18 protein-coding genes are annotated in these 23333 nt (G+C 60.4%); 9 read left to right on the top strand and 9 right to left on the bottom strand.

All coding sequences use genetic code 11. The annotated features are described in order from the left end of the window. Positions 1–276: 276 nt before the first annotated feature. Positions 277–2895: an alpha-galactosidase gene (locus ABIZ35_RS27475; protein WP_348223137.1), complete on the bottom strand. Its 2619-nt coding sequence runs from the start codon at positions 2893–2895 to the stop codon at positions 277–279. Between the two features lie 382 nt (positions 2896–3277). On the opposite strand from ABIZ35_RS27475, the gene ABIZ35_RS27470 reads away from it, so the two are divergent. Then, positions 3278–5821, top strand: a complete 2544-nt coding sequence (locus ABIZ35_RS27470) for a SpoIIE family protein phosphatase (protein ID WP_348223136.1) — start codon at positions 3278–3280, stop codon at positions 5819–5821. A gap of 7 nt (positions 5822–5828) precedes the next feature. Here the strand turns inward: ABIZ35_RS27470 and ABIZ35_RS27465 are convergent, their stop codons facing one another. Both ABIZ35_RS27465 and ABIZ35_RS27460 read right to left on the bottom strand, forming a co-directional pair. Beyond that, positions 5829–7490 carry a hypothetical protein gene (locus ABIZ35_RS27465; protein WP_348223135.1) on the bottom strand — a complete coding sequence of 554 codons (1662 nt, stop codon included), beginning with the start codon at positions 7488–7490 and terminating at the stop codon, positions 5829–5831. Next, on the bottom strand, positions 7487–9340 hold the full coding sequence (locus ABIZ35_RS27460; RefSeq protein ID WP_348223134.1) for a hypothetical protein: 1854 nt from the start codon (positions 9338–9340) through the stop codon (positions 7487–7489). The genes ABIZ35_RS27465 and ABIZ35_RS27460 overlap by 4 nt, the downstream gene beginning before the upstream one ends. Before the next feature lie 121 nt (positions 9341–9461). On the opposite strand from ABIZ35_RS27460, the gene ABIZ35_RS27455 reads away from it, so the two are divergent. The 7 genes from ABIZ35_RS27455 to ABIZ35_RS27425 all read left to right on the top strand — a co-directional run bounded on the left by ABIZ35_RS27455 (position 9462) and on the right by ABIZ35_RS27425 (position 16154). Next, positions 9462–9986: an ACT domain-containing protein gene (locus ABIZ35_RS27455; RefSeq protein ID WP_348223133.1), complete on the top strand. Its 525-nt coding sequence runs from the start codon at positions 9462–9464 to the stop codon at positions 9984–9986. Between the two features lie 6 nt (positions 9987–9992). Next, complete coding sequence (gene def, locus ABIZ35_RS27450; RefSeq protein WP_348223132.1) at positions 9993–10499, top strand: peptide deformylase; 507 nt, start codon at positions 9993–9995, stop codon at positions 10497–10499. Between the two features lie 308 nt (positions 10500–10807). Next, positions 10808–11689, top strand: coding sequence for a hydroxymethylbilane synthase (hemC, locus tag ABIZ35_RS27445; RefSeq protein WP_348223131.1), 882 nt, complete (start codon positions 10808–10810; stop codon positions 11687–11689). A 115-nt stretch (positions 11690–11804) separates the two neighbouring features. After that, positions 11805–13388 carry an L-aspartate oxidase gene (gene nadB, locus ABIZ35_RS27440; protein WP_348223130.1) on the top strand — a complete coding sequence of 528 codons (1584 nt, stop codon included), beginning with the start codon at positions 11805–11807 and terminating at the stop codon, positions 13386–13388. 104 nt (positions 13389–13492) lie between these two features. Next, positions 13493–14287, top strand: a complete 795-nt coding sequence (locus ABIZ35_RS27435; RefSeq protein ID WP_348223129.1) for a transglutaminase family protein — start codon at positions 13493–13495, stop codon at positions 14285–14287. A 90-nt stretch (positions 14288–14377) separates the two neighbouring features. Further along, positions 14378–15595, top strand: a complete 1218-nt coding sequence (locus tag ABIZ35_RS27430; RefSeq protein WP_348223128.1) for an acyltransferase — start codon at positions 14378–14380, stop codon at positions 15593–15595. Between the two features lie 22 nt (positions 15596–15617). Further along, complete coding sequence (locus tag ABIZ35_RS27425) at positions 15618–16154, top strand: hypothetical protein (protein WP_348223127.1); 537 nt, start codon at positions 15618–15620, stop codon at positions 16152–16154. A 39-nt stretch (positions 16155–16193) separates the two neighbouring features. Here the strand turns inward: ABIZ35_RS27425 and ABIZ35_RS27420 are convergent, their stop codons facing one another. The 6 genes from ABIZ35_RS27420 to ABIZ35_RS27395 all read right to left on the bottom strand — a co-directional run bounded on the left by ABIZ35_RS27420 (position 16194) and on the right by ABIZ35_RS27395 (position 22558). Further along, positions 16194–18266, bottom strand: a complete 2073-nt coding sequence (locus tag ABIZ35_RS27420) for a hypothetical protein (protein ID WP_348223126.1) — start codon at positions 18264–18266, stop codon at positions 16194–16196. 31 nt (positions 18267–18297) lie between these two features. After that, positions 18298–19158 (bottom strand): HDOD domain-containing protein, encoded by an 861-nt coding sequence (locus ABIZ35_RS27415; RefSeq protein ID WP_348223125.1) that lies wholly within the window; start codon positions 19156–19158, stop codon positions 18298–18300. Between the two features lie 198 nt (positions 19159–19356). After that, complete coding sequence (locus ABIZ35_RS27410; RefSeq protein WP_348223124.1) at positions 19357–19584, bottom strand: hypothetical protein; 228 nt, start codon at positions 19582–19584, stop codon at positions 19357–19359. Positions 19585–19923: 339 nt separating this feature from the next. Then, on the bottom strand, positions 19924–20304 hold the full coding sequence (locus ABIZ35_RS27405) for a hypothetical protein (protein WP_348223123.1): 381 nt from the start codon (positions 20302–20304) through the stop codon (positions 19924–19926). Between the two features lie 128 nt (positions 20305–20432). Next, positions 20433–21467: a hypothetical protein gene (locus ABIZ35_RS27400; RefSeq protein WP_348223122.1), complete on the bottom strand. Its 1035-nt coding sequence runs from the start codon at positions 21465–21467 to the stop codon at positions 20433–20435. 188 nt (positions 21468–21655) lie between these two features. Further along, positions 21656–22558, bottom strand: a complete 903-nt coding sequence (locus ABIZ35_RS27395; RefSeq protein WP_348223121.1) for a ComEC/Rec2 family competence protein — start codon at positions 22556–22558, stop codon at positions 21656–21658. An 83-nt stretch (positions 22559–22641) separates the two neighbouring features. Here ABIZ35_RS27395 and ABIZ35_RS27390 point away from each other — a divergent pair, with 83 nt between their 5' ends. Further along, positions 22642–23106, top strand: coding sequence for a hypothetical protein (locus ABIZ35_RS27390; protein ID WP_348223120.1), 465 nt, complete (start codon positions 22642–22644; stop codon positions 23104–23106). Positions 23107–23333 lie beyond the last annotated feature (227 nt).

The following is a 23333-nucleotide window of genomic DNA, read 5'->3' as shown; positions in this document are numbered from 1 at the left end:
CATAGGTTCTGCGAGTATCGTTAAGACCGCAGGTATGAAACCCACGTTCGTTTAGGATCGCGGGTATGAAACCCACGCCTGGGAGCCCTGCGGGCTAACCGTCCGTGCCGGACGGACACGATGTAAACCCAAGGACGACAGCCTATTTTGTCCGTCCGGCACGGATGGTTAGTCGCGAAGCGACTCCCAGCCCCGGGTTTCATACCCGGGGAATACGCGTCGTTTCACGTCGGCAGACTGCGCAACTATGGGATCGGGCTTATATTGTCCGTCACACTACTCCGCCGCCAACTCCACCACCACACTCTCATGCGTCTTCGACACCGGCAGCGCCAGCCCCGTCTTCATGAGCGTCGCGCCGTCTACCGTCTGCCCGTCCTGCGTGAGCTTGGACGTTACCCCAGCGCGCAGGTTGCGCTCGTGGATCGTGTAGCGGGTGAGAGGGTTCAGGCCCTGGAGCGTGACCGTGGGCGCGTCGCCGTCCTTCATTTGGTAGGCGAAGAGGACGGAGCGCTTTTGATCGTCGCTGACGTACATCAGCGTCGAGCGCGTTCCTTCGAGTGGGGATTGCAGGCGGTAGAGGTCGCCGAACTGCACGATGTCGCGAATCGAGTCGTAGGTCGCGATCGCGGAGGCGGCGAATGTGCGGTCTTCGGTCGAGAGCTTTTCGACATCGACATCCATGCCGAGGCGGCCGCTCATCGCGACGTCGAAGGCGAACTTCAGGCCCGCCGTGCCGGCGGTCGTCACGTGGCAGGCCTGCGCGATGGCCGGGTAGAGCTGTGAGTAGCCCCACTGGATGATCACGCGGTTGTCCGGGTTGGTGTTGTCGCTGGGCCAGAACTCATGGGCGAAGCGCAGGGCGCCGTAGTCGGCGCGGCCGCCGCCGGAGGAGCACTGCATCAGCTCGACATTGGGGTGCCGGGCTTCCAGGCGCGCGAAGATATCGTAGAGCGAGCGGACATACTCGATCCACAGATGCGACTGCTCGTTGGCCGGCAGGTACGGCGAGCCGGGCTGCGAGACGCCTCTGTTACAGTCCCATTTCACGTAGGAGACGCCGGGGTTCTTTGTAAGAAGATCATCCACCATATGGAACGCGAACTCGCGCACGGCGGGCCGTGTGAGGTCCAGGGTGAGCTGGTTGCGCTCGAACTTCAGATCGCGCTTTGGCTGGCGAATGACCCAGTCCGGATGCTTCTCGAATAGCTCGCTCTTGGGGTTCACCATCTCGGGCTCGACCCAGATGCCGAAACGCAGACCCCGTGCTTTCGCCTGATCGGCGAGATACGTAATTCCGTGCGGCATCTTGCTCTGGGTCACGTCCCAGTCGCCCAGACCCTGCGTGTCGTCCTTGCGGGGATACTTGTTGCCAAACCAGCCGTCGTCTAAAAGAAACAGGTCCATACCGAGTGACTTGGCGCCATCAAAGAGCGAGACGATCTTCTTTTCATCGAAGTCGAAGAAGGTCGCCTCCCAGTTGTTCAGCAGGGTGGGGCGGACCTTGTCGCCGTCGCGCATGCCGTAGGCGCGCGCCCAGCGATGGAAGTTGCGGCTCAGCTGTCCCTTGCCCGAACCACTCCAGCCCCAGATCATCGACGGCGTTACAAACGGCGTGTTCGGCTTCAGGTGATACTCGGACGCGTAGGGGTTCATGCCGCAGAGCGCGCGCAGTCTGTTATGCGGATCGATATCGAACGCGAATTGGAAGCTGCCCGACCACGCCAGCGCGCCGCCGATCACTTCGCCCGTGTCTTCCTTCGAAGGGCCACCGGACGAGAGAATAAACGACGGGTTGCGCAGAAGCTCCGTGCGCATGCCGACCTTGCTGTCCAGCACCTTGACGCCGTAGTCCAGCTTGGTCTCCGAGATGTTCATCTCGTTTGCCCAGTCTCCATGAAATTGCGTCAGCCAGTAATCGCCCGGCGCGAACACGAGGCTGGCCGAGGCGAAGTTATACAGCGTGACGGGCTTGGACTCTTCGTGCCGGATCTCGGTCCATGTCTCAATGATGTCTTCCTTGCGATAGGCCTTGTAGAAGAGGGTCACAAAGAGGGGGTATTCGGGATCTTTGAGTTCGATCTGCGTCTGTGTGATATTTGTATCAATGACCTTGACGGAAGAACTCACGAACTGCAGATCCGTAGACGTATTGCCGTCGGAATGCGTGACGCGCAGCGCCGGCTCCTGGACATGGCCGTCGCCCGCCGGCGGGTAATATTCCATCGCGGCTGCATCGCCGCTGGTGGCCGCGGAGTCGCCGTAGCGCACCTGTGAGAGCTTTTTGTCTTCGCCTGGCAGCAGCACCAGCGCCGTGTGCGCGGTGGAGATCCAGATCTGACTTGGGTCATGCGTCATCGTCGGGGTTCCTGTCTTCATTTCAAATTGTGCATCCGCCCAGTCTCCATGGTCGTACCCATTTCCATCGCCGCCGTCCAAAACTTCGAGGACGACCGTGTTGACGCCCGTCAGATCGACATTGACTTCCTTCGCCGGATCGCCAAACTTCATGACGCCGCTCTTCCAGCGGACGGCGCCGTCCGCTGTCACGCGAAACACGACCGAACCACGTCCCGCGCCCACTTCATCATCCAAGCCGACGTTGGCGTGAAACCGGTTGCATTGTCCGTTTAAACGAAACGCCGCCAGGCTATTGGCGTGCGTTCCCACGCCGTGCGGGTAGGTCTTGCCGGCGATTGTGAGCGGTGTTCCCTGGATCGATTTGTTGTGAAGGGCTGTTCCCCAGCCGGAGGTCATCTGTGCGAGGTCCAGGTCTTCCATGTAAACGGAGCCGCCCGCTCCGTCGCCTGCCCCTTGCGCTCGCAAACTCGGCGCGCAGACGGTGGCTGCCCCGAGCAGGACGGCGCCGGCGAGGCGTCGCTTCCATAGTTTCAAAGCATATTTCTCCCTTGATCGTTACTGGCCGGCGATGGGCGGCGCATATAGATTATGGCGCCTAAAAATCGTTTGTGCGCCGACTCAGGTACAATCTTCTATTAGCGCCGCGCATTTTCACGATTTTTAATCGTGCGCGGAAGAATATTCGACTGGCATTTTTCGCAAAATGTGTGGAATACTCAAGAAGAAATTGAGTGAAAGTCGGCCTCATCGGCTTACCACAATCCGGGAAGACAGCATTGTTTTACGCGCTGACGCGCGTTCCCGCGCCTAAGGGCGGCCTCAAATCCTCTTAAGGAATACCATTTCTCACCGAGGAACTGCTTGGACGGCCAGCAAGGAGTCCAAATTCTTTCCACGTAAGGCGTCTTAAGTTACTATGTCGAAACGATCGGATCCCAATTCTGGCGGTGGTGAACGGCGTCTCCTGATCGGGCTGACCGTTGTCACCAATGTTGCTCTCTTTGCCGTCACCGGGATTTTGATCGCCGCTCTGATTCCCGCGCCGGAGAATGGCGCGCTGGATAGGGATCTGCATTTCCTGCTGATCATCATCGGGGTCGCCGCCCTGGCGGCGGTTCTGACCGCTCCCGCGCTGCTGAACGCCTTGGTGCGAATTCAGCAGCGGTTCGCCCGTCAGAATGCAAGGTTTCGCAGCCTCCACGGCATGGACACGTCCATTATGGGAGAGGACGATCCAGACAGCGTTCTGCAAGTTGCCGTACGTCAGGCCACCACGGCTCTGGACAGCGAATATGGCGCCGCCTGGCTCTTCAGCCGCGAGGAAGCATACACCCCCATTGCTCAGGCGTTTTACGGACTGCCGGCGGGACTGCATTCCCTGGTGCGCGAATGGCTTTTCGAAAGCAGCCGCGAAGGCGGGCGCCGCCTCAATGCACCCCAGCGTTTTCACTCCCTGAACCGAAAATGGGAAACCGATTCCGCAGCGGCGGCCCTGCGCCTGGAAAATGTTCTCACCGCTCCGATTGTCAATGAAGGCGTGATGCTGGGCGTCATCATGGTCGCCAACCGCGGCGAGCTTGTTGGGGAAGGTCCGGCGTTCACGGACGAGGACGAAGAGCTCCTGATGTCGCTGGCGAGCACCGTGGGCGTCGCCGTGGATAAGGCGCGCGGCCTGGAAGAGGCGCGTCGCCAGGGGGAGATGCTTCGGACCCTGATTGGCCGGACCGGGGAAGCCATCGCCGCGTCGTCGGATTCCACCCGTCTGATGCAGCTTTTTGCCGATGAAGCCGCCGGCATCCTCGGCTGTACCCGCGTGGCGATCTACGAGTTTGACGATGGCCTGGATCAGTTCCTGCCCCTGGCGATCCACGATTCGCAGACCCTGACGAAACCGATGCGCGATTCGTTCTACCATCAGACGCTTCCGATGGATTCTATCCTGCCGCCTTCGGAGGATGAAGAACAGCCGCAGCGGCATTATGTCGCCGATGTCCGCCAGGCGCTGGGCCTTAGTGACAGCCCCTGTGAATTCCTCGGCCTTCCAGGTTTCCTCTTCATCCTGCGCTCGCGCGACCGCAGTCCCATCGGCATCTTATGCCTGCTGGACTCGTCGCCGCGTCCGCAGTCTCCCGAGTTCCACGCCTTCGCGCGCGCCCTGTCCTCGCAGGCGGCGGTCGCGCTGGAAAACGCGCGTCTCGCCAAACGCACCCATGCGCTGCTGGCGCAGGCGGAAGCGCTGCAAGAGTCGACACAAAAGATCGCGGCTGAGCTCGACCCCAACCGTGTGCTGGACGGCGTCATGGACAGCGCCCGCCGCGTCCTCAACACCGACGGCTACGCCTTTTGGGTGCGCGACCCCAGCACCGGCGCATGGTCCGCCCGCGCTCGCTTTGGCCTGACATTTTCGGACACGCTTCTGGGCCGTGAGCCGCGCGAGGCGGATGTGTTTGGCTCGGTGATGCTGGAGCAGTCCGGCCAGATCATCGGAAACATGACCCATGCGCCGCTGATCCGCCCGGTGGAAGGCGATCAGGAGCGTGGCGGCCCCCGCGCCCTGCTGGCGCTTCCCCTGCTCTATGGCGGCAACACGGTCGGCGTGCTGGCGCTTTACTACCGCGCTCCGCGTACGTTTTTGCCCGCCGAAGTGAGCCTTGCCCAGAGCTTCGCCCACCAGGCCGCGAACGCCATGGAGAACGCCCGCCTGTTCACCGAGCTGCAAACGCTTTACACCAAGGAAAAGCGCGCCGCCGAGACCATGCAGATGAGCCTGCTGCCGCAGACGCCGCAGGTCATGGGCCTGTTCGAATTCGCCAGCATCTACAAGGCCGGTCTGGACGAATCCATGATCGGCGGAGACTTCCTGGACTTAGTTCGCCTTTCTCCAACCCGGATGGGGATCGTCATCGCCGACGTGTCCGGCAAGGGCCTGCGCGCCGCCGTTCAAACGGCGATGATCAAGTACACGCTGCGCGCCTTCGCTCAGGAAGATCCCAAAAACCCGGGGGCCGTTCTCGCCCGCGTCAACGACGTCTTCTGCGCCGACACCAGCGGCCTTCAGGGCTTTGTCACGCTCTTCTACGGCGTGCTGGACGTCACCAGCGGCGAGTTTCGTTATGCCTGCGGCGGCCACGAGACCCCTCTCTTCTGCACCGCCAGCGGCTGCGTGACTCCCTTGGATATCGGCGACGGGATCGCGCTTGGCTGTTTGTCGGATGAGATATTCGAAGAACGCACTCTCCATTTCGCCCCCCACGACTCGCTCCTGCTTTACACCGACGGCCTGACCGAATCGCGTGATTTGCAGAATAACTTCCTCGGCCTCGACGGCCTGAAAAAACTCGTCACCCCGGCTCCCGACGCCCGCGTCAGCGTCCACAACACCTACGACCGCGTCCGCCGCTACGCCGGCGACATCCTCCGCGACGACGCCGCCCTGATGGTCATCCGGCGGAGTGAGTAGCCGCCGGCTATTTCCAATCCCCCGGCCACGCCGTCGCCGCCGGCCATTCCCGATTCTCCCATTGCGCGTAATACGCGCCTTCATTTTGAACCATCGCATTCACGTCCATCGTTCTCAAATACTCCGCGTGTATCGTCGCCAGAACACTAGCCGCGTAAGCGAAAATAACAACGCCGGCGAGTGGCCACGCATAGCGGTTGAGGCGCTGATAGAATGGTGTTCGAGGTGATTTTCTGCGTACAAGACTGGCGAGCAGGCAGCCAGCAAAGAGCAGGATTGGCGCTGCTGTGAGAATGAGAATGCGAGTGGTGTTTGAGCCGCTGTCGGGTCTTAGCCAATCGAGGTCGTTTTCGTACCAGGAGACATATTGCACCGAGGCGAGGAGCAATCTTGCCTGAGCTTTGATGCCGGGGGCGACGGTGAGGGCTAATGCGAGGAGGATTGTGCTAATCGTGGCCATTTTGATCATGCGCTGTGTTGGGGTTGAACTGACTTCAGACCTCATCACTCGGGTGATTGCCATCGCGGCCAGTCCCAGGACGATCAGCCAGACAGCGTTGACGAGCAGCGTCCAGTTTACGATCCATTGTTCGGTGAGACCGTCCCATTCGGGTGAGAGCGCCCAGGTGTCGAAGCCCTGTACGTGATAGACAATGGATTGCGCTTCCCCACCGTTCGCAAATTCCGATCGGACGGCGGGAATATCTCGCGCGTGGCCGATCTTGGTGAGGAAGCGACAGTACGCGTTCAGGTCATCTTCGGGAGGTCCGCCGTCGGTGTTTGAATTTAGCGGCGCGCCGCCGGGACGCAGGAGCGCCGCGCGTGCGATCTCCACGCCGATCTTAGCGCCGTCCTCGTTTCGGCTTTGCGTTCGCATAACCCCTCCCAAACGCATCAGATCTCGCCGGATTTGACTCCCTTCGTTGGTGCGCCCTGCGATTTCGGCCTGCATTGCAAACTTGGCCGCGAGATGCGCGGGCGCGTGAAGCTCTGAGTAATGGCGGGAATAGCGCGATCCCGTGGCGCTGAGCTGAGCGATGGCGTTTTGGCGGCCGCGCTCCATCTCCCTTCGCCGCAATTCGCCCTGTCCCTCATCGAGCATATAGTCCTGGCATGTTGTCTTTTGCGCTGCCCTGTGCAGAGCGGCGATCGCTTCGGCGCTGCGGCCGCTGGCAAATAGGCCGATCGAGCGCATGGCGGGAAAGTAGGCATTGTTCGGGTCCAGACGCTCGCCTGCGGCGGCGTCACGGTCAAAGGCGTCCAACTCAGCTTTCGTGGATTCCGGGCGCTTATCGTTTGTGCTCCACAGTCTTGAACTCAGCATATCCGATGCTGTGCTGTGCGGCAAGTGGACCTTGCTTTGGACGTCGTAGCGCAGGATATTGGCGTAAAGTGACGCCTGAGTGGGAAAGCGCTGTCTCAACGCGCGCGCTTGCGCGAGCCGCTGCGCCGCATTGCCCGTGAGCGCTCCCAATTGGAGCTGGTAGTCGCTGTCTGGAATTTTAGCCGTGGGCGGCGTCTCCAAGTCCCACAAGCTCCCGCCGCGCGCGAATACGTGCGCCGCCTGCGTTCGCACGATCCAGCCTGTCTGCGGCGCGGCAAGCAGCGTGAGAAAGACAAGAATTGACAGTGCGGGAAAGATGGCGGCGCGATGTTTGGAGAAGATCATGATTCGCCGCGCGGCCATTGCGTCAGCCCCGGCCAGGTCTGATGGGAGAACTGGGCGAGATATTGGTTTTCTCCTTGCAGGATTGAGGAATTGTGAACGCGCAGGACGCGCTCATCGTGGATTGTGATGAGGACGCTGACGCCGTAGAGCAGGAAGCCTGCGGTAACAGCTGCGCCCGCCGTACGTCTTAGCCCGAGCACGATGGCGCTGGACGCAGGGATGCGCCGCACGCGGCCCACGATCAGGCTGATCAGCAATACTGCGGAAGGAACGGCGAACAGCAGCCATACCGCCGGCTGTGTGAAGCGGCTGGCGGTGTCGGAGGAGGGCCCGGTGAACTGATCGTACGCAAACCGTGTGATGCCTAAGAGTGCTCCCGCCTGTGTGTACGCCGTGAAGCCGGCGGCGAAGGTGAGCGCGCCGGCCGCCGCAATGTCGCGCGCGGCTTCTCCCAGCAATTGCCAGCGCCCACGCAGGCGCCAGATCAGTGCGCCTGCCAGCAGCACAGCTCCAGTAAGCATCAATAGGGAAACGACGACCGACGGCTCCGAGGCGTTTCCATTCAGCAAATTGAAGTACCCCGCCAGAGTGAAGACGCCGTAGAGCACGCCGCACCAGATCGCGGCGGTGCGCCTGCGGGTCAGAGGTTTGCGATTGCGGACCGTCGCCGAGCGGGCGGCAAGCGAAGCGAGGGCGCCGAGAAACGACAGCCAGGCGATGTTGACCAGAATGCCCCAGCTTCGCTCCCAGGAATTCAAAAGATTGTAGAGCTTTTTGAGGGAGAAGGGGCCTTCCGACGCGTTGGAATCGCCGAATGCATTGGAGCTGGAGATGATTGTGCGCGCCTCCACTCCCGCCGCGAACTCCGCGCGCACCGCCGCGATATTATCACTCAGACGATGATTTTGCAGAAACTGACAATACGCCTCCAGGCGCTCTTGATCCGCCGTGTTGCCTTTGTCTGCGATCGCGGGCGCGCCGCCAGGACGCGCCAGGGCGATGTGTGTGATGCTGATCCCAACGAGCGTGCCGATTGCGGTCTGGGACTGCGCCCGCAGCAAGCCGCCGACCTGCATCACATCACGTCGTATGCGCGCGCCTTCCGCCGTTTGTCCCTGCATTTCCGCTTGAACGGCGGCGTATGTCGCCACCCGAGCCGTTTCTCGCAGCCGAGCATAATGCGGAAACAGAATGGCCGAGAAGACTGCCGTCCGCACCACTTCGCTCTGCGGTCCTGCGGCCAGTTCACGCCGCCGCATGCTTCCCATAACTTCATCAATGTAGTACTCGCGCCACTGAGTTTCCCCGGCGGCTCGGTGCAGGGTCGCCAGCGCTTCCGCATCTCGATGCGCGGCGAAGAGGCCGATCGCTCGCATGGCGGGGAAATAGGCGTTATTCGGGTCTAATCGTTCCCCGGCAGCGGCGTCGCGATCGAAAGCGGAAAGATCTTCCATTGGGGTCGGCGGACGGTCGCCTACGCGGTTTTGCGGCGGTGTTTGTCCTTCAATCAGAAACCCCTCGTTCCGATGTAAAGAGACCGGGCCGCCGGTGGCGTAGCGCATGGCGTTGGCGTAAAGCGACGGCCGATCGGGGAACCGCTGCTCCAGCGCCCGCGCCTCCTGTGTTCGCTGCGCGGAGTCGCCTGGAAGCGAGGCTAGCTGCACGGCATAGTCGTCGGAAGGCGTCTGAAGCGTAACGGCTTTGTCCAGATCCCAGATGTCTCCTGTGGGATGGAGCGTCTGGCGTATTTGAGCGCGCACGATCCAGCCTGTTGAAGGTAGGGCGAACAGAACGGCGAATGATATCGCAGCGGCCGCGAGAACGGTGATGCCGATTTTATTGAAGCGCATGGTGTGCCTCCCCGAACAGCGTGATGGATAATAAACGCGCGCAATGGGGAAAACGGTTCGTGTTGTGGAGTTCGGCCGCCGGGTATAATAGCCCAAACCGTTTGCATTGCTGGGAGCGTTTATGAATTCCGTCGTCGTCATCACCGCCGTGGGCCAGGATCGGCCGGGCATCGTCGCCGCACTAGCGAAGGCCATGTTCGATCTGGGCGGAAACCTCGACGACGCCACCATGACCCGCCTGCACAGCGCCTTCGCCACTATGGTCTCCGCAAGCCTTCCCGCCGGCGTGAATGTGGACGACTGCCGCGTCGCCCTCGCGCCCGTAGCGCGCGAGATGGGGCTGACCGTCACCGTCCAGGAAGTGAGCGGCGAGGATGGTCAGGAAATACCGCCTGACCATCTCCTTACCGTCTACGGCGCCGATAAGGCCGGGATCGTTTTCGAAGTCACGGCGCGGCTTGCGGAGCGCGGCGTCAACATCACCGATATGGACACGCGCCTCACCGGCGCTCCTGGTTCGCCGATCTATGTGATGGTGCTGGAAGTGGCCTGCGGCGACGCCGATCTCGCTTCGGAGATTGAAACCCTGCGCAAAACCCTCGGCGTGGATGTCACCGTGCAGAGCCTCGACGCGGAGGCGCTGTAACTCCCCATGCCGGCTTTCCCCGTGATCCTTTATCCCGACCCGCGCCTGAAGATGGCCTGCGAACCCGTCGGCGTCGTGGACGACGCCGTACGCCAGTTGATCCAAGACCTCCTGGACACGATGGACGCCGGCCCCCCACGCACCGTGGGTATCGCTGCGCCGCAGATCGGCGCCATGACCCGCGTCGCCATCGTCGACATCTCGCGGAACCCCAAGTACGAAGGGCTCGGCCAGGGATATCTGGCCCTGGTCAACCCCAAGATCGTGGCGCACGTCGGAGAACAGATCGGCCGCGAAGGCTGCCTCAGTCTCCCCGATTACACCGCGAATATCCGCCGCTGGGAACGCATCACCGTGGAGGCGCTGGACGCAAACGGCGAGCCGCTTCGTATTGATTCCGAAGGGTTCGAGGCAATTGTACTACAGCATGAAATCGATCACTTAGATGGGATCTTGTTTTTGGATCGTGTCGCAAACGTGAAGACGGATTTGTTTCAGAGGAGGAAGAAGTAGAGACCTATTCCCCCGCGCTTGGGTAAGTTTCCTCCTTTTCCCAGCAAGCCGCTTCGCGGGGGAAAAGGGGTGCTGATCATTAGATTCCAGGCAAGCTTTGTCGTTGGGTTTCGGCCCCTCCGCCCCATCCTGGGGAACCTGATGTCGATAACCAATCAGGTTCCCCAGGATGGGGACGGGGGCCGAAACCTCACGGAATACTTGTCGGGATCACAGTTACGAACGCCCCTTTTCCCGCCCGAAGGGCCTTGCTGGGAAAAGGGGAAAGCGCTTTAGCGCCGGGGGAATAGGTCTCTACTTCACCAAATATGCCCAACCAAACACTCATCATCGGCACTCGCGGCAGCGCGCTGGCCCTCACTCAGACTAATGCCGTCGCCGATGCTCTGCGGCGTTCGCATAAGGAACTGACGGTCGAGATTCAGATTATCAGCACCCGGGGCGACGCCACGCAGGCGGCGAATGTGCCGCTGTCGTCGTTTGGGGAGAAGGGGATCTTTGCCAAGGAACTGGAACTGGCGCTGCTGTCCGAGGAAATCGATCTGGCGGTCCACAGTATGAAGGACCTCGCGCACACGCTGCCGGAAGGCTTGGTCGTGGCGACTGTCCCGGGGCGTGAGGATCCGCGAGATGTGCTTATCGGCGGGACACTGAGCACGCTGCCGAGCGGCGCGCGGGTGGGGACGGGAAGCGTGCGGCGTCGTGCGCTGTTTATCTCACGCCGGCCGGACCTGGAGTTTTTGGAGATCCGAGGGAATATCGACACGCGGCTGCAAAAGCTGGCGGACGGCGGCTATGACGCGATCTGTCTTGCCGCCGCAGGGCTCCACCGTCTGGGGCTCACCGATCGGATCACCGAGTATCTGGACCCCGTGTGGTTTATCCCCGATCCGGGGCAGGGGGCGCTGGCGCTGCAAACCCGTGAGGACGATACGCGGGTGCGCGGCCTAACGGCGGCGCTCAACGACATGGCGTCGCAGGCCGCGACCTTGGCGGAGCGCGCGTTTCTGCGCGAAGTGGGCGGCAGCTGCCAGACGCCTGTCGGCGCCCATGCGCACTATGACGGCGATGCGCTCATTCTGCGCGCCATGATCGTGACCAGCGCCGGCCGCATGCTTCGTGCGGAAGAAGGCGGGGCGCCGCATATGCCCGAGGCTTTGGGAACGCGCGTGGCGAAGATGCTGCGCTAATCGCAAATCATCTGGCCGTGTAGGATGGCCATCCTAATCCAGCGGGCGGAGGGGCCACTCTTACACAGTCTAACGATAAATGCAGGCGATGACGCCGCGAGGGAAGGAACTACGGATGCAGCAATTCGATTATCTGGTGATCGGCAGCGGGAGCGCGGGGCTGAGTTTCGCCCTGCGGGTTTGCGAGAGCGGCAGCGTCGCCCTCATCACCAAAAAAGAACGGACCGACAGCAACACCAACTGGGCTCAGGGCGGCATCGCCGGCGTGATGGGCCCGGATGACGATATGGAGCTGCACGTTCAGGATACGCTGATCGCCGGCGCCGGCCTGTGCAATGAAGAGGCCGTGCGCGTTCTTGTCCATGAGGGACCAGACAGCATCCGTGAGCTGATCTCCTTCGGCGCCGATTTCAATCGTACTCCCGACGGTGAGCTTTCGCTGGGGCGCGAGGGCGGGCATTCCCGCCGTCGTATTATCCATACAGCGGACCTGACTGGGAAAGAAGTCGAGCATACGCTGGTCGAGGCCGTGCGCCGGCACTCCAACATCACGGTTCTCGAACATCATTTCGCCGTCGATTTGATCGTTCAGGACGGACACTGCTGCGGGGCGTATGTACTGGATGAGGCCGCCGGGGACGTCACGCCGTATATCGCGCGGGCGACGCTGCTGGCGACCGGCGGCGCAGGGCAGGTGTATCGGTTTACGACCAACCCGACGATCGCGACGGGCGACGGCGTCGCCATCGCGTGGCGCGCGGGCGCCGAGATCGCGAACATGGAGTTTATCCAGTTCCATCCGACGTCGCTCTTCCATCCCGACGCCAAGAGTTTTCTGATCTCGGAAGCCGTGCGCGGCGAGGGCGGCATTCTTCGGCGCAAAGACGGCACGGCGTTCATGGCCGAGTACGATCCCGAGCGCAAGGATCTGGCGCCGCGCGATATCGTCGCCCGCGCCATCGACAGCGAGATCAAAAAGACCGGCGATGAGTGCGTTTATTTGGATGTGACGCATCTGTCGCCGCAGTCGATCAAGGATCACTTTCCGACGATCTACGCGCGCTGCCTTTCCTTCGGGATCGATATCACCACAGATTGGATCCCCGTCGTTCCCGCCGCGCATTATTCGTGCGGCGGGGTCACCACGGATCTGGTGGGACGCACGAGTATCGAGCGTCTCTACGCCTGCGGGGAAGTCGCCAGCACAGGGGTGCACGGCGCCAACCGACTGGCGTCCAACTCCCTGCTCGAAGCGCTGGTCTTCGCCAAGCGCGCGGCGGCCGACGCCATTCCACGCGTGCCCGCTTGGGGCGACTGCGCGCCGGCTCCCAAGTTCGATTCCGGTCGCAAGAGGACCGAAGCCGTGGACCGCGCTCAGCTGCAGTCGCTGCGGCACCGGGTGCAGACGGTCATGCAAAAGTATGTTGGGATCGTACGGACCGACACACGTCTGCAAAAAGCCGCCGCCGCCATCGCCGTTCTAAAGGCAGAGACGGACCCGCTCTACTCGCGCCTGATCTTGACCGACGAACTGCTGGAGCTGCGGAATATGATTTCGGTCGCTGCTCTTATTATTAATTGCGCCCAGCGGCGCCATGAATCGCGCGGCCTGCACTTCAACACGGACTATCCCGAAACGCTGGAAAGTGAGCGCCACGACACGAAAGTACGAAAGGGCGTCAATGACGTTCGCGCCTAAACTGCATTATTCCGTCAATGAGGTCGGATTTTTTGGGATTCCCGACGTAAGGTTCGTGGATACGCTGATACGGGAAACATTAGAATCAAAGGACCGACCTAATCGTGAAAATCAATATCCACTTTGAGTGCGAGCTCCAGCTCGAAGCGCCCGCCCCGACAATTCTCCAGCTCGAAGCCGCCGATATTCCCGGCGCTCAGATCATCGAATCTTCCTCTCTCAAGATCACACCCGAAGCGGAGATTGAGGAGTATCTCGACATCTACAAGAATCCGTGCCGGCGTCTCTTGATGCCGGCAGGAAACGTCCATGTGGCGTATGATGCGCTGGTGGAGCTTCCAGACAAGCGCGGCTCGTTCATCGCGCCCACGGAGTCCGATATTCTCCATCTGCCCACGGATATGCTGACCTACACGCTGCCGTCGCGCTACTGCCAGTCGGACAAATTGGTGAAGATGGCGCATGATATCTTCGGCTCGTTCACACCCGGCTTCGCGCGCGTCCAGGAGATCTGCAACTGGATCAACGAGAACATCACCTATCAGTACGGGACTTCAAACTCGGGCACATCGGCGTATGAGACGGCCGCTGAACGCGTGGGTGTCTGCCGGGACTTCGCGCATCTCGCGATCACGTTCTGCCGCGCCCTAAATATCCCCGCCCGCTATGTTTCGGGCTACTGCCTGGGACTTCAGCCGCCGGACCTGCACGCTTTCTTTCATGCCTATATCGACGGCCGCTGGGTCGTATTCGACGCCACCGAGCGCCAGCCGCGTCCCGCGCTGATCCAAATCGCCGCCGGCCGCGATGCCGCCGATTGCGCCTGGAGCACGTTTTACGGAAATGGCAGCACGAGGTCGATGACGGTGCAGGTGACCGAAGTCGAGGAGCCAGAGTAAGCGAATGGCGTTTCTCTGAACGCTGCTCGGTCTGCCGCCCGCTTGGTTTTGGCATCTTTCATGCAGGAACAAGCAGTGAGGTAATTTTACGTGTCTGCTGTTTCCACGTCGGGCTCTCCGGCGGTCAGTGCGGTCCCAAGCGGGAAGCCCCGCGTGCATATCGGCTATTTGGACGGCCTGCGGGCGCTTGCAGCGATGTTCGTCGTGCTGCACCATAGCTCGACGCAGTTCGATCTGACGCATGCGCCGGCGCCCTTCGCAGAGCTTCTGAAGTTCTTCTCCTACGGACATTACGCCGTCGACATCTTCATCGTCCTTTCGGGCTTCTGCCTAATGCTGCCGGTCGCCCTTGGCGATGGGACGATGCGCGGCAGCGCAGCGTCGTTCTTTCTGAAGCGGGCGCGCCGTATCCTGCCGCCATACTACCTCGCACTCGCCTTCTCGCTGGTCTTGATCTACTTCTTTCTCAGCCACGCAAGCGGGACGCGCTGGGACAGCACCCTTCCCATCACGAAGCAGGGCGTGCTGCTGCATCTTTTCCTGCTGCAAGACGTGGCGGGAAACTTCGAGATCAACTACCCGCTCTGGTCGATCCCGGTTGAATGGCGAATCTACTTCCTGTTCCCCGTCTTAGTGTGGGCGTTTCGGCGCTACAACCCTGTCGCCGTGACGTCGGTCACGGTGATTGCGTCTTACATTGTTTGGCTCGGCATCGGCCATTCCCCCCTGAACCGGTGGATCTCCACGTATCCCTCGGGCGTTTCGCCTTACTATCTGGGGCTGTTCGCTATGGGCATGCTGGCGACAAAGGCCGCATACTCGGGCGATCGTTCCCGCGCTTTTGGAAAACCTGCTTCGGCCTGGGCCGCCGCCACAGCCGTTTCCGCCTTCGTGGTCTTCGCCCTCTCAGCGTTCCCATTAGCGCTTGGCCATTCCTTGCCGCCCCAAGTGATGAGCCTTTTTGTCGGCTTGTTCTCCATGACTCTGCTCATCTGGGTTTCGATCAGTCCGCGCAGCTGGGCGGGCCGCCTGTTCGCATGGCGTCCGCTGGTGTTCCTGGGGACTTTCGCCTACTCGCTCTACCTGACGCACGCGCCATTGGTTCAGCTGTTCTGGCAGTATGTGATCCATCCACTGCACCTCAGCGATCTTGCCGGCTTCGCTATGGCGATCTTTGTCGGAGCGCCGCTCATCACCGGCGTCGCCTACGTCTTCCACCTCGCCTGCGAGCGCCCGTTCATGAACACTAAACCTCGCCCGACCGTCGCGGAGACGGAGCGTGACGCCGTGCTCTCACCCGCGCCTTAGCACGCCAAGGACCTTCCGCACGATGTATCTTATTCACGGTCAATATCGATGGAAAAAGCAGCGGATCGCATATCGCGGCGATTACTGCCTGACATGCGAAGGCCCGCGTCTCGCGGAGCAGATTCGCTCGTTCGATGTCGGGCATCTTTATTTCATTCCGATCCTCCCGCTCGGATATCGCAACCACTGGCACTGCAGTGCATGCGGAAACGATCCACACGCCCGAACGCGCACGTCTAAAGCGCTCCTTGTGGTGCTGGCTGTCGTGATCGTTTTATTCTCCGCGCTTGGCTGGTTCAGCGGGCCATTCATTCCGGTTCAGGATGCAGCCACCATCTGGGCGATACGGCTGATACCGCTGGCGATTTCGGCCGCAATCGTCGTCTGGGTCGTCAAGACCCCACCGATCCTCGGTCTCCAGGAGCTTTTGCAGACCGTCCCGCCGACACCCGTGGACCAATGCCTCTACTGCCAGGGCGGCCTGGATCGCGATGGGTTTTGCGCCAACTGCAAAATGCGCCGGATCCAGCTCGACCAGAGCTTTGCTCTCATGCGTTAAACGCCATGGGGTTGTTCTCCCCGAACCTGAGATGAATTTCTAACGATCGACGGTGAAGATCCCCACGCGCGCCCACTCTTCGCCGAGCAGTGGGTGCAGGGGTGTGGCGGCGTCGAGGGCGTCTGTGAGCAGGTCGCGGGAGATGGGCTGCTTGCCGTTTTTGTGGATGAGGATCTCCGTGACGTCGGGCGGCGCGAGGGCGATGACCAGAAGCTGGTCGTTGGCGCGGCAGACGAGCGGGAGATAATCGACGGGACCGCCGTCGAGGGTGGTGACTTTCAGAAAGCTTGCCGTCGCGGGGTCGGGCGCGAAGTCGCGCCAGCCGAGACGCAGATGGAGCATGTCGAAGTCCGGGCGCGCTTCGGAGATAAGGCTGCCGAGAGAGAGCAGGGCCGTGTGGTAGAGATCGGCGGCGCGCCAGGTATCGAAGTAAGCGGCGCGTGGGATGGCGCCGAGCGCGGCGAAGGCGTAGCGCAGGTAGTCCGGGTCGGAGTCCATGGCGTGCATCAGAAAGCCCGCCTTGGCGCATTCGAAGAGACCGGAGTGGTGACCGTCGGCGCTCAGGATCGGGGAGCCTGCGTTCAGCGGCCGGATGCGCAGCCATGATCCCCATTCGCGGATGATTGCGCGCATCTTGTCCGACGGCGCCTCGGCGTCCAGCGCCATCAGCGAAAGAATGGTTTGCGCGATATCCACCGGTGAGATCGGTTCATACTGGGGCATCCACTCCTGGATGAGATAGGCGGCGATCCGGCGCGCGGCTTTGATGAAGACCTCGTTTTGTGTGGCTCGATAGGCGAGCGTCATCGGCTGGATGGCCTGTGCGCCGTCCAGCGCGGCCGGATTTCCAAACACCTTTCCATCTTCGAGCTCCCCTTGGGTGGCGTGGACGGATTCTCCGCTGTAATAATCCTCGGAATTCTGCTTCAGCATCAGCCACTGGCAGATGTTCAGGCCCGACTGTTTGTAGAGCGGTTCGCCGGTGGCGGTGTGCAGCAAAAACAGCGCGCGCGCCATGCGGGCGTTCGCGGCGATTCCGTGCGTAGGTTCGCCGTTCGAGTCCGAGAATCCATCTTTGCCCCGACAATCCCAGAACGCTCCTTTGTTCGGCTCCGGCTGACCCGATCGCCCCATCACCTGGAAGTCCGTGGCGAAGCCTGTGGCGCCGAAGCGCACCAGACGGGAGATACGGTCGTCGGGATGGATGCGTCCCCAGTTCCAGAGCGTTTGGAGCGCCTCCAAAGAGTAGTGTGGGAAGCCGGCGTAAAACGAATCTTGATCGGGCGCAGGCGCCCGCAGGTAGAGGCGCTCGATTCCGATCGCGGCGTGCGCGTCGGGCGTCAGGAGGGCGTCGACGGTACTTTGTGGAAACAGTGGCCGCAGCGGGGCGACCGGGTGCAGCTGCGTATCCGCGATCCGCGCATAATGGCTCGCCAGCATGCGGCGCGCGTCTTGAGGCGACTGTGTCTCCGCCATGTCCAGCGCAAACTTTACGGGTTTGCCGCCGCCCATGGGGAACGAGTAGATCGTCGTCATGAAGCTGTTCTGGTTTTCGTCCCACGCGCCGTCGTCGTCCGCGCTGCTGAGCATGACGAAGCTAACGGCGTATTTATTGTAATTCGACCGGGCGACGACCGCGCAGTGTCCGCGCGCGGCGGCGGCTGGGAGCGACCAGAGCTCCGGCTTGTAAAGTGGGGTGTGCAGGCGCAGGCTGAGCTGGCCTTCGCGGCGCGGGGTCGTGCGGACGCGCATCTCGGCCAGAAAGCCGTTGTGATCGGCGTCCTGCGGCTTCCAGATCATTTCCCAGGAGACCGTGCCGCCATCCATGCCGATCTTGCGCTCGCCGCCGAAAGCGACCGCGCCGCCGCGCCGGGATTCATGCCAGCCGATTGTCAGCGGGTAGGTTTCGCCTTTGAGCGTGACGGACGCGACCGGGCGCATCGCCGTGGCGGCGATCAGCGGCGCGAGCACACGCCCGCCGCGTCCGCGTACGGAGACTTCCATTTGCCAGGTGCGGGCCCCGTCGTGGCCAGACGGAGTGAAAGCAACCCATAGGCCGCTCTTCTTCGCCAAACGGTACGAGACCGTTTCATCCATGACGGCAGCGCTCAAGGTTGTGTCTTACTCCTTGTTTCGATTTCGCTCAGACCGACGACGCGATACTGGCGAACGCTTCGATCTCCAGGCGCTTGGAGACTAATGTGTCACGCAGATCGTAAAGTGTCGCCTCGTTGATGCTGAAATATTCCAGCACCTTAGGGTCCACTTCGCGGATCATCAGATCGCCGCCGTTGCCGATATTGGCGCGGTGCGTGAGAATGTTCGCCAGATAGACGATGCCCGCCAGATCGAAGGCGTATTTGGCGCGCGTGGGGTGGTGGTGATATTCCACTGCCTCCACCAGCTGCGTGGGCAGGCCCCAGCGTGCGATCACCCAGGCGCCGAACGACGGGTGCGCGAGACCGATGGTGTGCTGCTCGGCGTCGTAAATCGAGACATTCTTGTCGTGCACGGTCTGCACGACCGTGAGCAAGCTGGACGGCAGGTACCGAGCGATCATGACCTTGCCGATATCGTGCAGTAGGCCGGCGGTGAACGCCTTTTCCGAATTGGGGTACCGCACGCGCTTGGCGAAGAGCTTCGCGGCGGTTCCTGTCGCCACGGAGTGCTTCCAAAGCGCGGGCATATCGAACCCGGTGCCAGAAATTCGGAACATATCGAAGACCGCCGCCGACAGCAGCGCGTTCTTCAGCGTGGCGAAGCCAAGCAGCGTAACAGCCTGCGGGATGCTGGTGATCTTCTGTCGGAATCCATAAAACGGTGAGTTGGCGAGCTTCAGCACCTTGGCGGCCATACCCGGATCGTTTTGGATCACACGGGCGAGATCGGCGGCGGAGCACTGAGGATCTTCGATCATCTGCATGACATGCAGAACGCTGGCCGGCAGCGTCGGCACATCCGTGACCTTTGCGAGAATTTTATCCAGGTATTCATGTCGGGTCATGAAACGCACTCCATTCGTCATCGCTCCGGAAGAATTCGCGGAGACACATTCGAGGATATTATCGGCAGGAGAGTGAGAATACCGGAGTGGAATTTGTAGGGGGGCGCAAAAGCCAATGGCCGCCCAGATTTTTTGGGCGGCCATTGAAACATTTGAAGTTCGGGAAACGACGTTTCCGCGTTGTGTCCGACGGTGAGCTTAGCTCGCCATCGTGGTCATCTGCGTGATTTTGGCGACTTCCGCCTGAATCTCGCTCAGTTCCTGTTCCGAAGTCATAGCGTTCTCGAAGAGACGAATGCTCTCCGGCATCAGGGCGAAGGCGTTCACGGAAATATCCGAAGCGACTTGGCGCCGAAGCCGTCGAAGTTCTTTGCGTCGCTCAATTGAGGCGACCGGGTAGTTGAAAAGTGCGGCGTTTGCTTCCACTGGTAATCACCTAATCCTTAAACGTCTTGCACAAAAGAAGATATTCAAAAGCGGGTCAGCCCCGCGTGAGTTCCTGGTTGGCGTCTTTGACACTCTCTATATAGCAAATGCCATGCCAAGTCTAGGAATGTGAGCGGAATCACAGAAAATAGTTTGAAATCTCGTGTGCGAGCGGCGTCTTGGAGCGGCGATGGTCCGAGTTAGCCACAGAGATATTCCCTGCGCCGATGCAGGATTAAGCCGGGCGACTTTGCCCGCTTTCCACATAAACAAAAGCTGAGCCCACGGCGTTCCCGCAGGCTCAGCTTTTGTTTTACTTTTTATCGACCGTTAACGGTGCTAGTTGACCCGGACACGCGCGCCGGACTTCAGGTTCTGATAGTACTTATGGCCGTCGTACGTGTAATACTTGCGGCCGTTGCTGATGTAGGAGCTGCTCGACCGGTGGTAGCGCGCGCGATTGCGGGACGCCTTTGCCTGGTTCTTGCGCTCATCTTCATAGCGCTTGGCCGAATATGCGGCCGCCGCGCCGCCAAGAACCGCCGTGGTGGTGTCGCCGTTCTTCAGGCCATAGAGACCAACCGCGCCGCCGGCGATCGCGCCATTGCGCCAGTTGTTCTTGTTCTTCTGGCTGTCCGCGAAAGCCGCGCCCGGCGCGAGCGCCGTGAGAGCCATTATTGCTGTCGCCACCAGAACTCCGAAATTCTTCTTGCTGTTCATTGTTTTATCTTCCTTCCCTGGGGTCTTACTTGTTTCCTGAGACGCTGTGCACTCGCATACTGCTCCGCGCGTCCACTCATTCATCATATGATCACTTTTACCACAGGGAAGACGAAGTTAAAACATGATCATAAGTTCGAGACATCCCATACTTGAAGCGTTGCCCTTCCTTTATTCGTTCGTCCGCTGTTAGCGATCAGCCGCTCATCGGGCGAGAGAGCCATTTCCATCCCATAATAGTTTTCCGGCTGCGCCTGAAAAACTTGGACCAACCGATTGGATCGAATATCCCAAATTTGAATTCTTCCTTGCCAGCCGGAGCTTGCCACCAGCGGGCGCTTTCGGAAGAACATGATTTGGTGTGTCCATGGATAAACGCCGCCGCTATTCTGTAGAGTGTGGGTCAGAGTTCCAGAACCGACATCCCATAACTTCAGTTGAGTGTCGCCTGCAATCGCCAAGCTTTTGCTGTCTGGTGAGAACTCCATTGTCACACTGCGCGAATTCATGCCGAGAGTATCGTTGCTAAACTCGTGATAACGCTTCCATGTCCAGCGCCGAGCAATCTCACCTGTTCGCGCATTTCGCAATGTGATTTCGAGATCGGGACCCGGTATGGCGTCCTGGGATGAATTGAGATGGCTTGAAACATCGTTGTGAATTGTCGCTGTCGCCAGGAGTTTTGCATCGGGTGAGAAACAAAGGCCGCAAAGTGTATCCGTATAACTGGGTATGCCGCTGCTGTAGTGCGCGATTTGCGCAGGCGGCGTCGTGAAGAGAGTGCGTTTGTGACGAAGGTCGGTGACGCTTACGAGATTGTTGGCTTGACCGTAAGCCGTTAAGGTTCTCGATGCGGAAACAGCGGAAAAGCTACGCCTATCATCATAGTCCAATCGAAACGTGTCACGCAGCCCTGTGTGTTTCGGCTCGGCGGGAGGGTAATTTGGGATATCCGGCGGAAAATAGACAAGAGCGCCGCGCCAAACGTATTGCTTTGGGAACGTCGTCTCGCTCAGCGCCGTGTATTCCGGTGTATTTGGCGGTTGGTTTTTGAGCCACTTAGCCCACCGCTTGGTCCCGATATCCCAAACGAAGAGATCGAAACCTGTCTCTTCCAGGATGACTGCGCGACCGTCAGGCGAGAACGCCATACGATCGATCATCCCAAAACCATCTGAACTTGGGACAAGCGCAGCTTGGAGTGGGTGATGCTCGCGAACGTAACGAAGGCGCATACTCCATAGAATTCCGGCTGTGGCTGCTATCATTCCGCAAAATGATAGTATAAATTTCCCGCGCTTTGAGCGTATTGTCAACATTCTTTGTGTCTTTCCTTGATTTCTGATGGCGCCTACTTTGTCACCGTCCCACTTGCCTTCACGCTTCTTCCGTCACTTACAAATACAATGGCCCCGTTCGCCGCCGTTACATAAGTCTGCACGCCATGCGCCTTCAAACGCGCCAGCGTCGCCGGACTCGGATGACCAAAGCTATTCGTCCTACTGCACGAGATGGCGGCGTACTTTGGGCGCACACGTTCCAGCCAGGCGTCGGAGGTGGAGTTCGCGGCGCCGTGGTGGCCGCATTTGAGGACATCCGCACGGAGATTGGGATAGGTGGCGAGCATGTTTTGTTCGGCTTCGAACTGGGCGTCGCCGTCCAATAAGATGTGCGTTTTGCCGTAGGTGAGGAGAAAGACGGCGGAGTAGTTGTTCATGGTCGCGTTGTCGGTCGCGGTTCCGTAGGGATGGCCGGGCGGCGGATTGAGCGCGTCGGCGGTGACGCCGTCGCCGAAGTCGATATGCGTTCCTCGCACGACGCGTCGATAGGGGATGTGCCGATTGCGGACTTCGGTGAGAAATGCGGCGTAGGCGGGGGAGGGGAACGGGAGCGCCGTTCCATCGAGCACGGCGTCTGTGCGGACTTCGCGCAGAATGTCCGGCAGGCCGCCGACGTGGTCGGCGTGGGGGTGCGTGAGTACAATGGCGTCCAGATGATCGATTCCGCGATAGCGCAGATAGGGGACGACCGTGCGCAGGCCGACATGGCGCGGATCGCTGTCGTCATCACGGTTCGAGCCGCCGCCGTCGATCAGCATTGCGTGGCCCGTGGGCGTTTCAACAAGGATACTGTCGCCCTGGCCGACGTCGATCACCGTCACGCGCAGCTTGCCGGCGTCGGGATCGCGGGCGCAGGAGGTGAGGAGGCCGGCGGCAACCAGTATGACGAGAAGGCGGCAATATCGCAGCTTCAATTTAGCGTCACCGAAGAAAGATATCTGGCGATCCGCACGTCGTCCGCCTCGCGTACGACGGTGATTTTGGACTGACGCTTTGCGTGTCGACTGACGTGTGTGGCGATGCGCTTGATTTTTATGCTGCCGAAGCGCAGTTCCGTTTCCGGCGCGAGAGTGGAGTAAGTTCCAATACCTTGCACCAAATTGCGGTCAGTCACGACGCTCGTGCGCCACTGAATGCGGTGTATAAATACATGTGGCTGAGTTTGCTCGATGTCTATCTCGTGTTGATCCAATTCATCCCAGGAGTGTGCGAGGAAACAGAGAATGCTGATGAGTTCGCCGCTGAGCTGAACGTCGCTGTATTGAAGATAAAGATGGTAATATCCGGCTTGATCGCCACAGCAGAAGAGACGTATTTCCACCGTTCGCCGCGCGGCATCGATTTTGAGCGACCGGAATTGCGCGTCGCTCATTTCAGTCCAGGGGATATCTTGCAGACGCCGAAGCGCTGGCGTCAGGAGCGGTCGGATGCGCGCCTCGTGCTCGCGCATTTCCTCACGTAAGGATTTTTCTTTCTGAGCGATTGCTTGCCGCATGGGCTTGGGCAATTTGTCGAGTTCAATATTATCCAAAAGAGTGAAGCGCATCGATTTCCTTTACGGCTGCCCTCTGTGTCTATAATAGGTGAGACAGTTCGCTACACTAAATGCAATCCGTATCGAGGGCGGAGAATGGTCAAATCCGTTGGATTCTCACACCTTCAATGGTCGGCACGAAAAAGAAGATCGAC

This window comes from Capsulimonas sp., assembly GCF_039929585.1.
GTDB lineage: Bacteria > Armatimonadota > Armatimonadia > Armatimonadales > Capsulimonadaceae > Capsulimonas.
This window is presented reverse-complemented; position numbering and strand designations above follow the sequence as displayed.

Excerpts from the sequence above, each read along its gene's own strand:
- ABIZ35_RS27470 (WP_348223136.1), top strand. The coding sequence starts at position 3,278 with ATGTCGAAACGATCGGATCCCAATTCTGGCGGTGGTGAACGGCGTCTC.
- ABIZ35_RS27465 (WP_348223135.1), bottom strand. The coding sequence starts at position 7,490 with ATGATCTTCTCCAAACATCGCGCCGCCATCTTTCCCGCACTGTCAATT.
- ABIZ35_RS27460 (WP_348223134.1), bottom strand. The coding sequence starts at position 9,340 with ATGCGCTTCAATAAAATCGGCATCACCGTTCTCGCGGCCGCTGCGATA.
- ABIZ35_RS27455 (WP_348223133.1), top strand. The coding sequence starts at position 9,462 with ATGAATTCCGTCGTCGTCATCACCGCCGTGGGCCAGGATCGGCCGGGC.
- def (WP_348223132.1), top strand. The coding sequence starts at position 9,993 with ATGCCGGCTTTCCCCGTGATCCTTTATCCCGACCCGCGCCTGAAGATG.
- hemC (WP_348223131.1), top strand. The coding sequence starts at position 10,808 with ATGCCCAACCAAACACTCATCATCGGCACTCGCGGCAGCGCGCTGGCC.
- nadB (WP_348223130.1), top strand. The coding sequence starts at position 11,805 with ATGCAGCAATTCGATTATCTGGTGATCGGCAGCGGGAGCGCGGGGCTG.
- ABIZ35_RS27425 (WP_348223127.1), top strand. The coding sequence starts at position 15,618 with ATGTATCTTATTCACGGTCAATATCGATGGAAAAAGCAGCGGATCGCA.
- ABIZ35_RS27415 (WP_348223125.1), bottom strand. The coding sequence starts at position 19,158 with ATGACCCGACATGAATACCTGGATAAAATTCTCGCAAAGGTCACGGAT.
- ABIZ35_RS27405 (WP_348223123.1), bottom strand. The coding sequence starts at position 20,304 with ATGAACAGCAAGAAGAATTTCGGAGTTCTGGTGGCGACAGCAATAATG.
- ABIZ35_RS27400 (WP_348223122.1), bottom strand. The coding sequence starts at position 21,467 with ATGATCGATCGTATGGCGTTCTCGCCTGACGGTCGCGCAGTCATCCTG.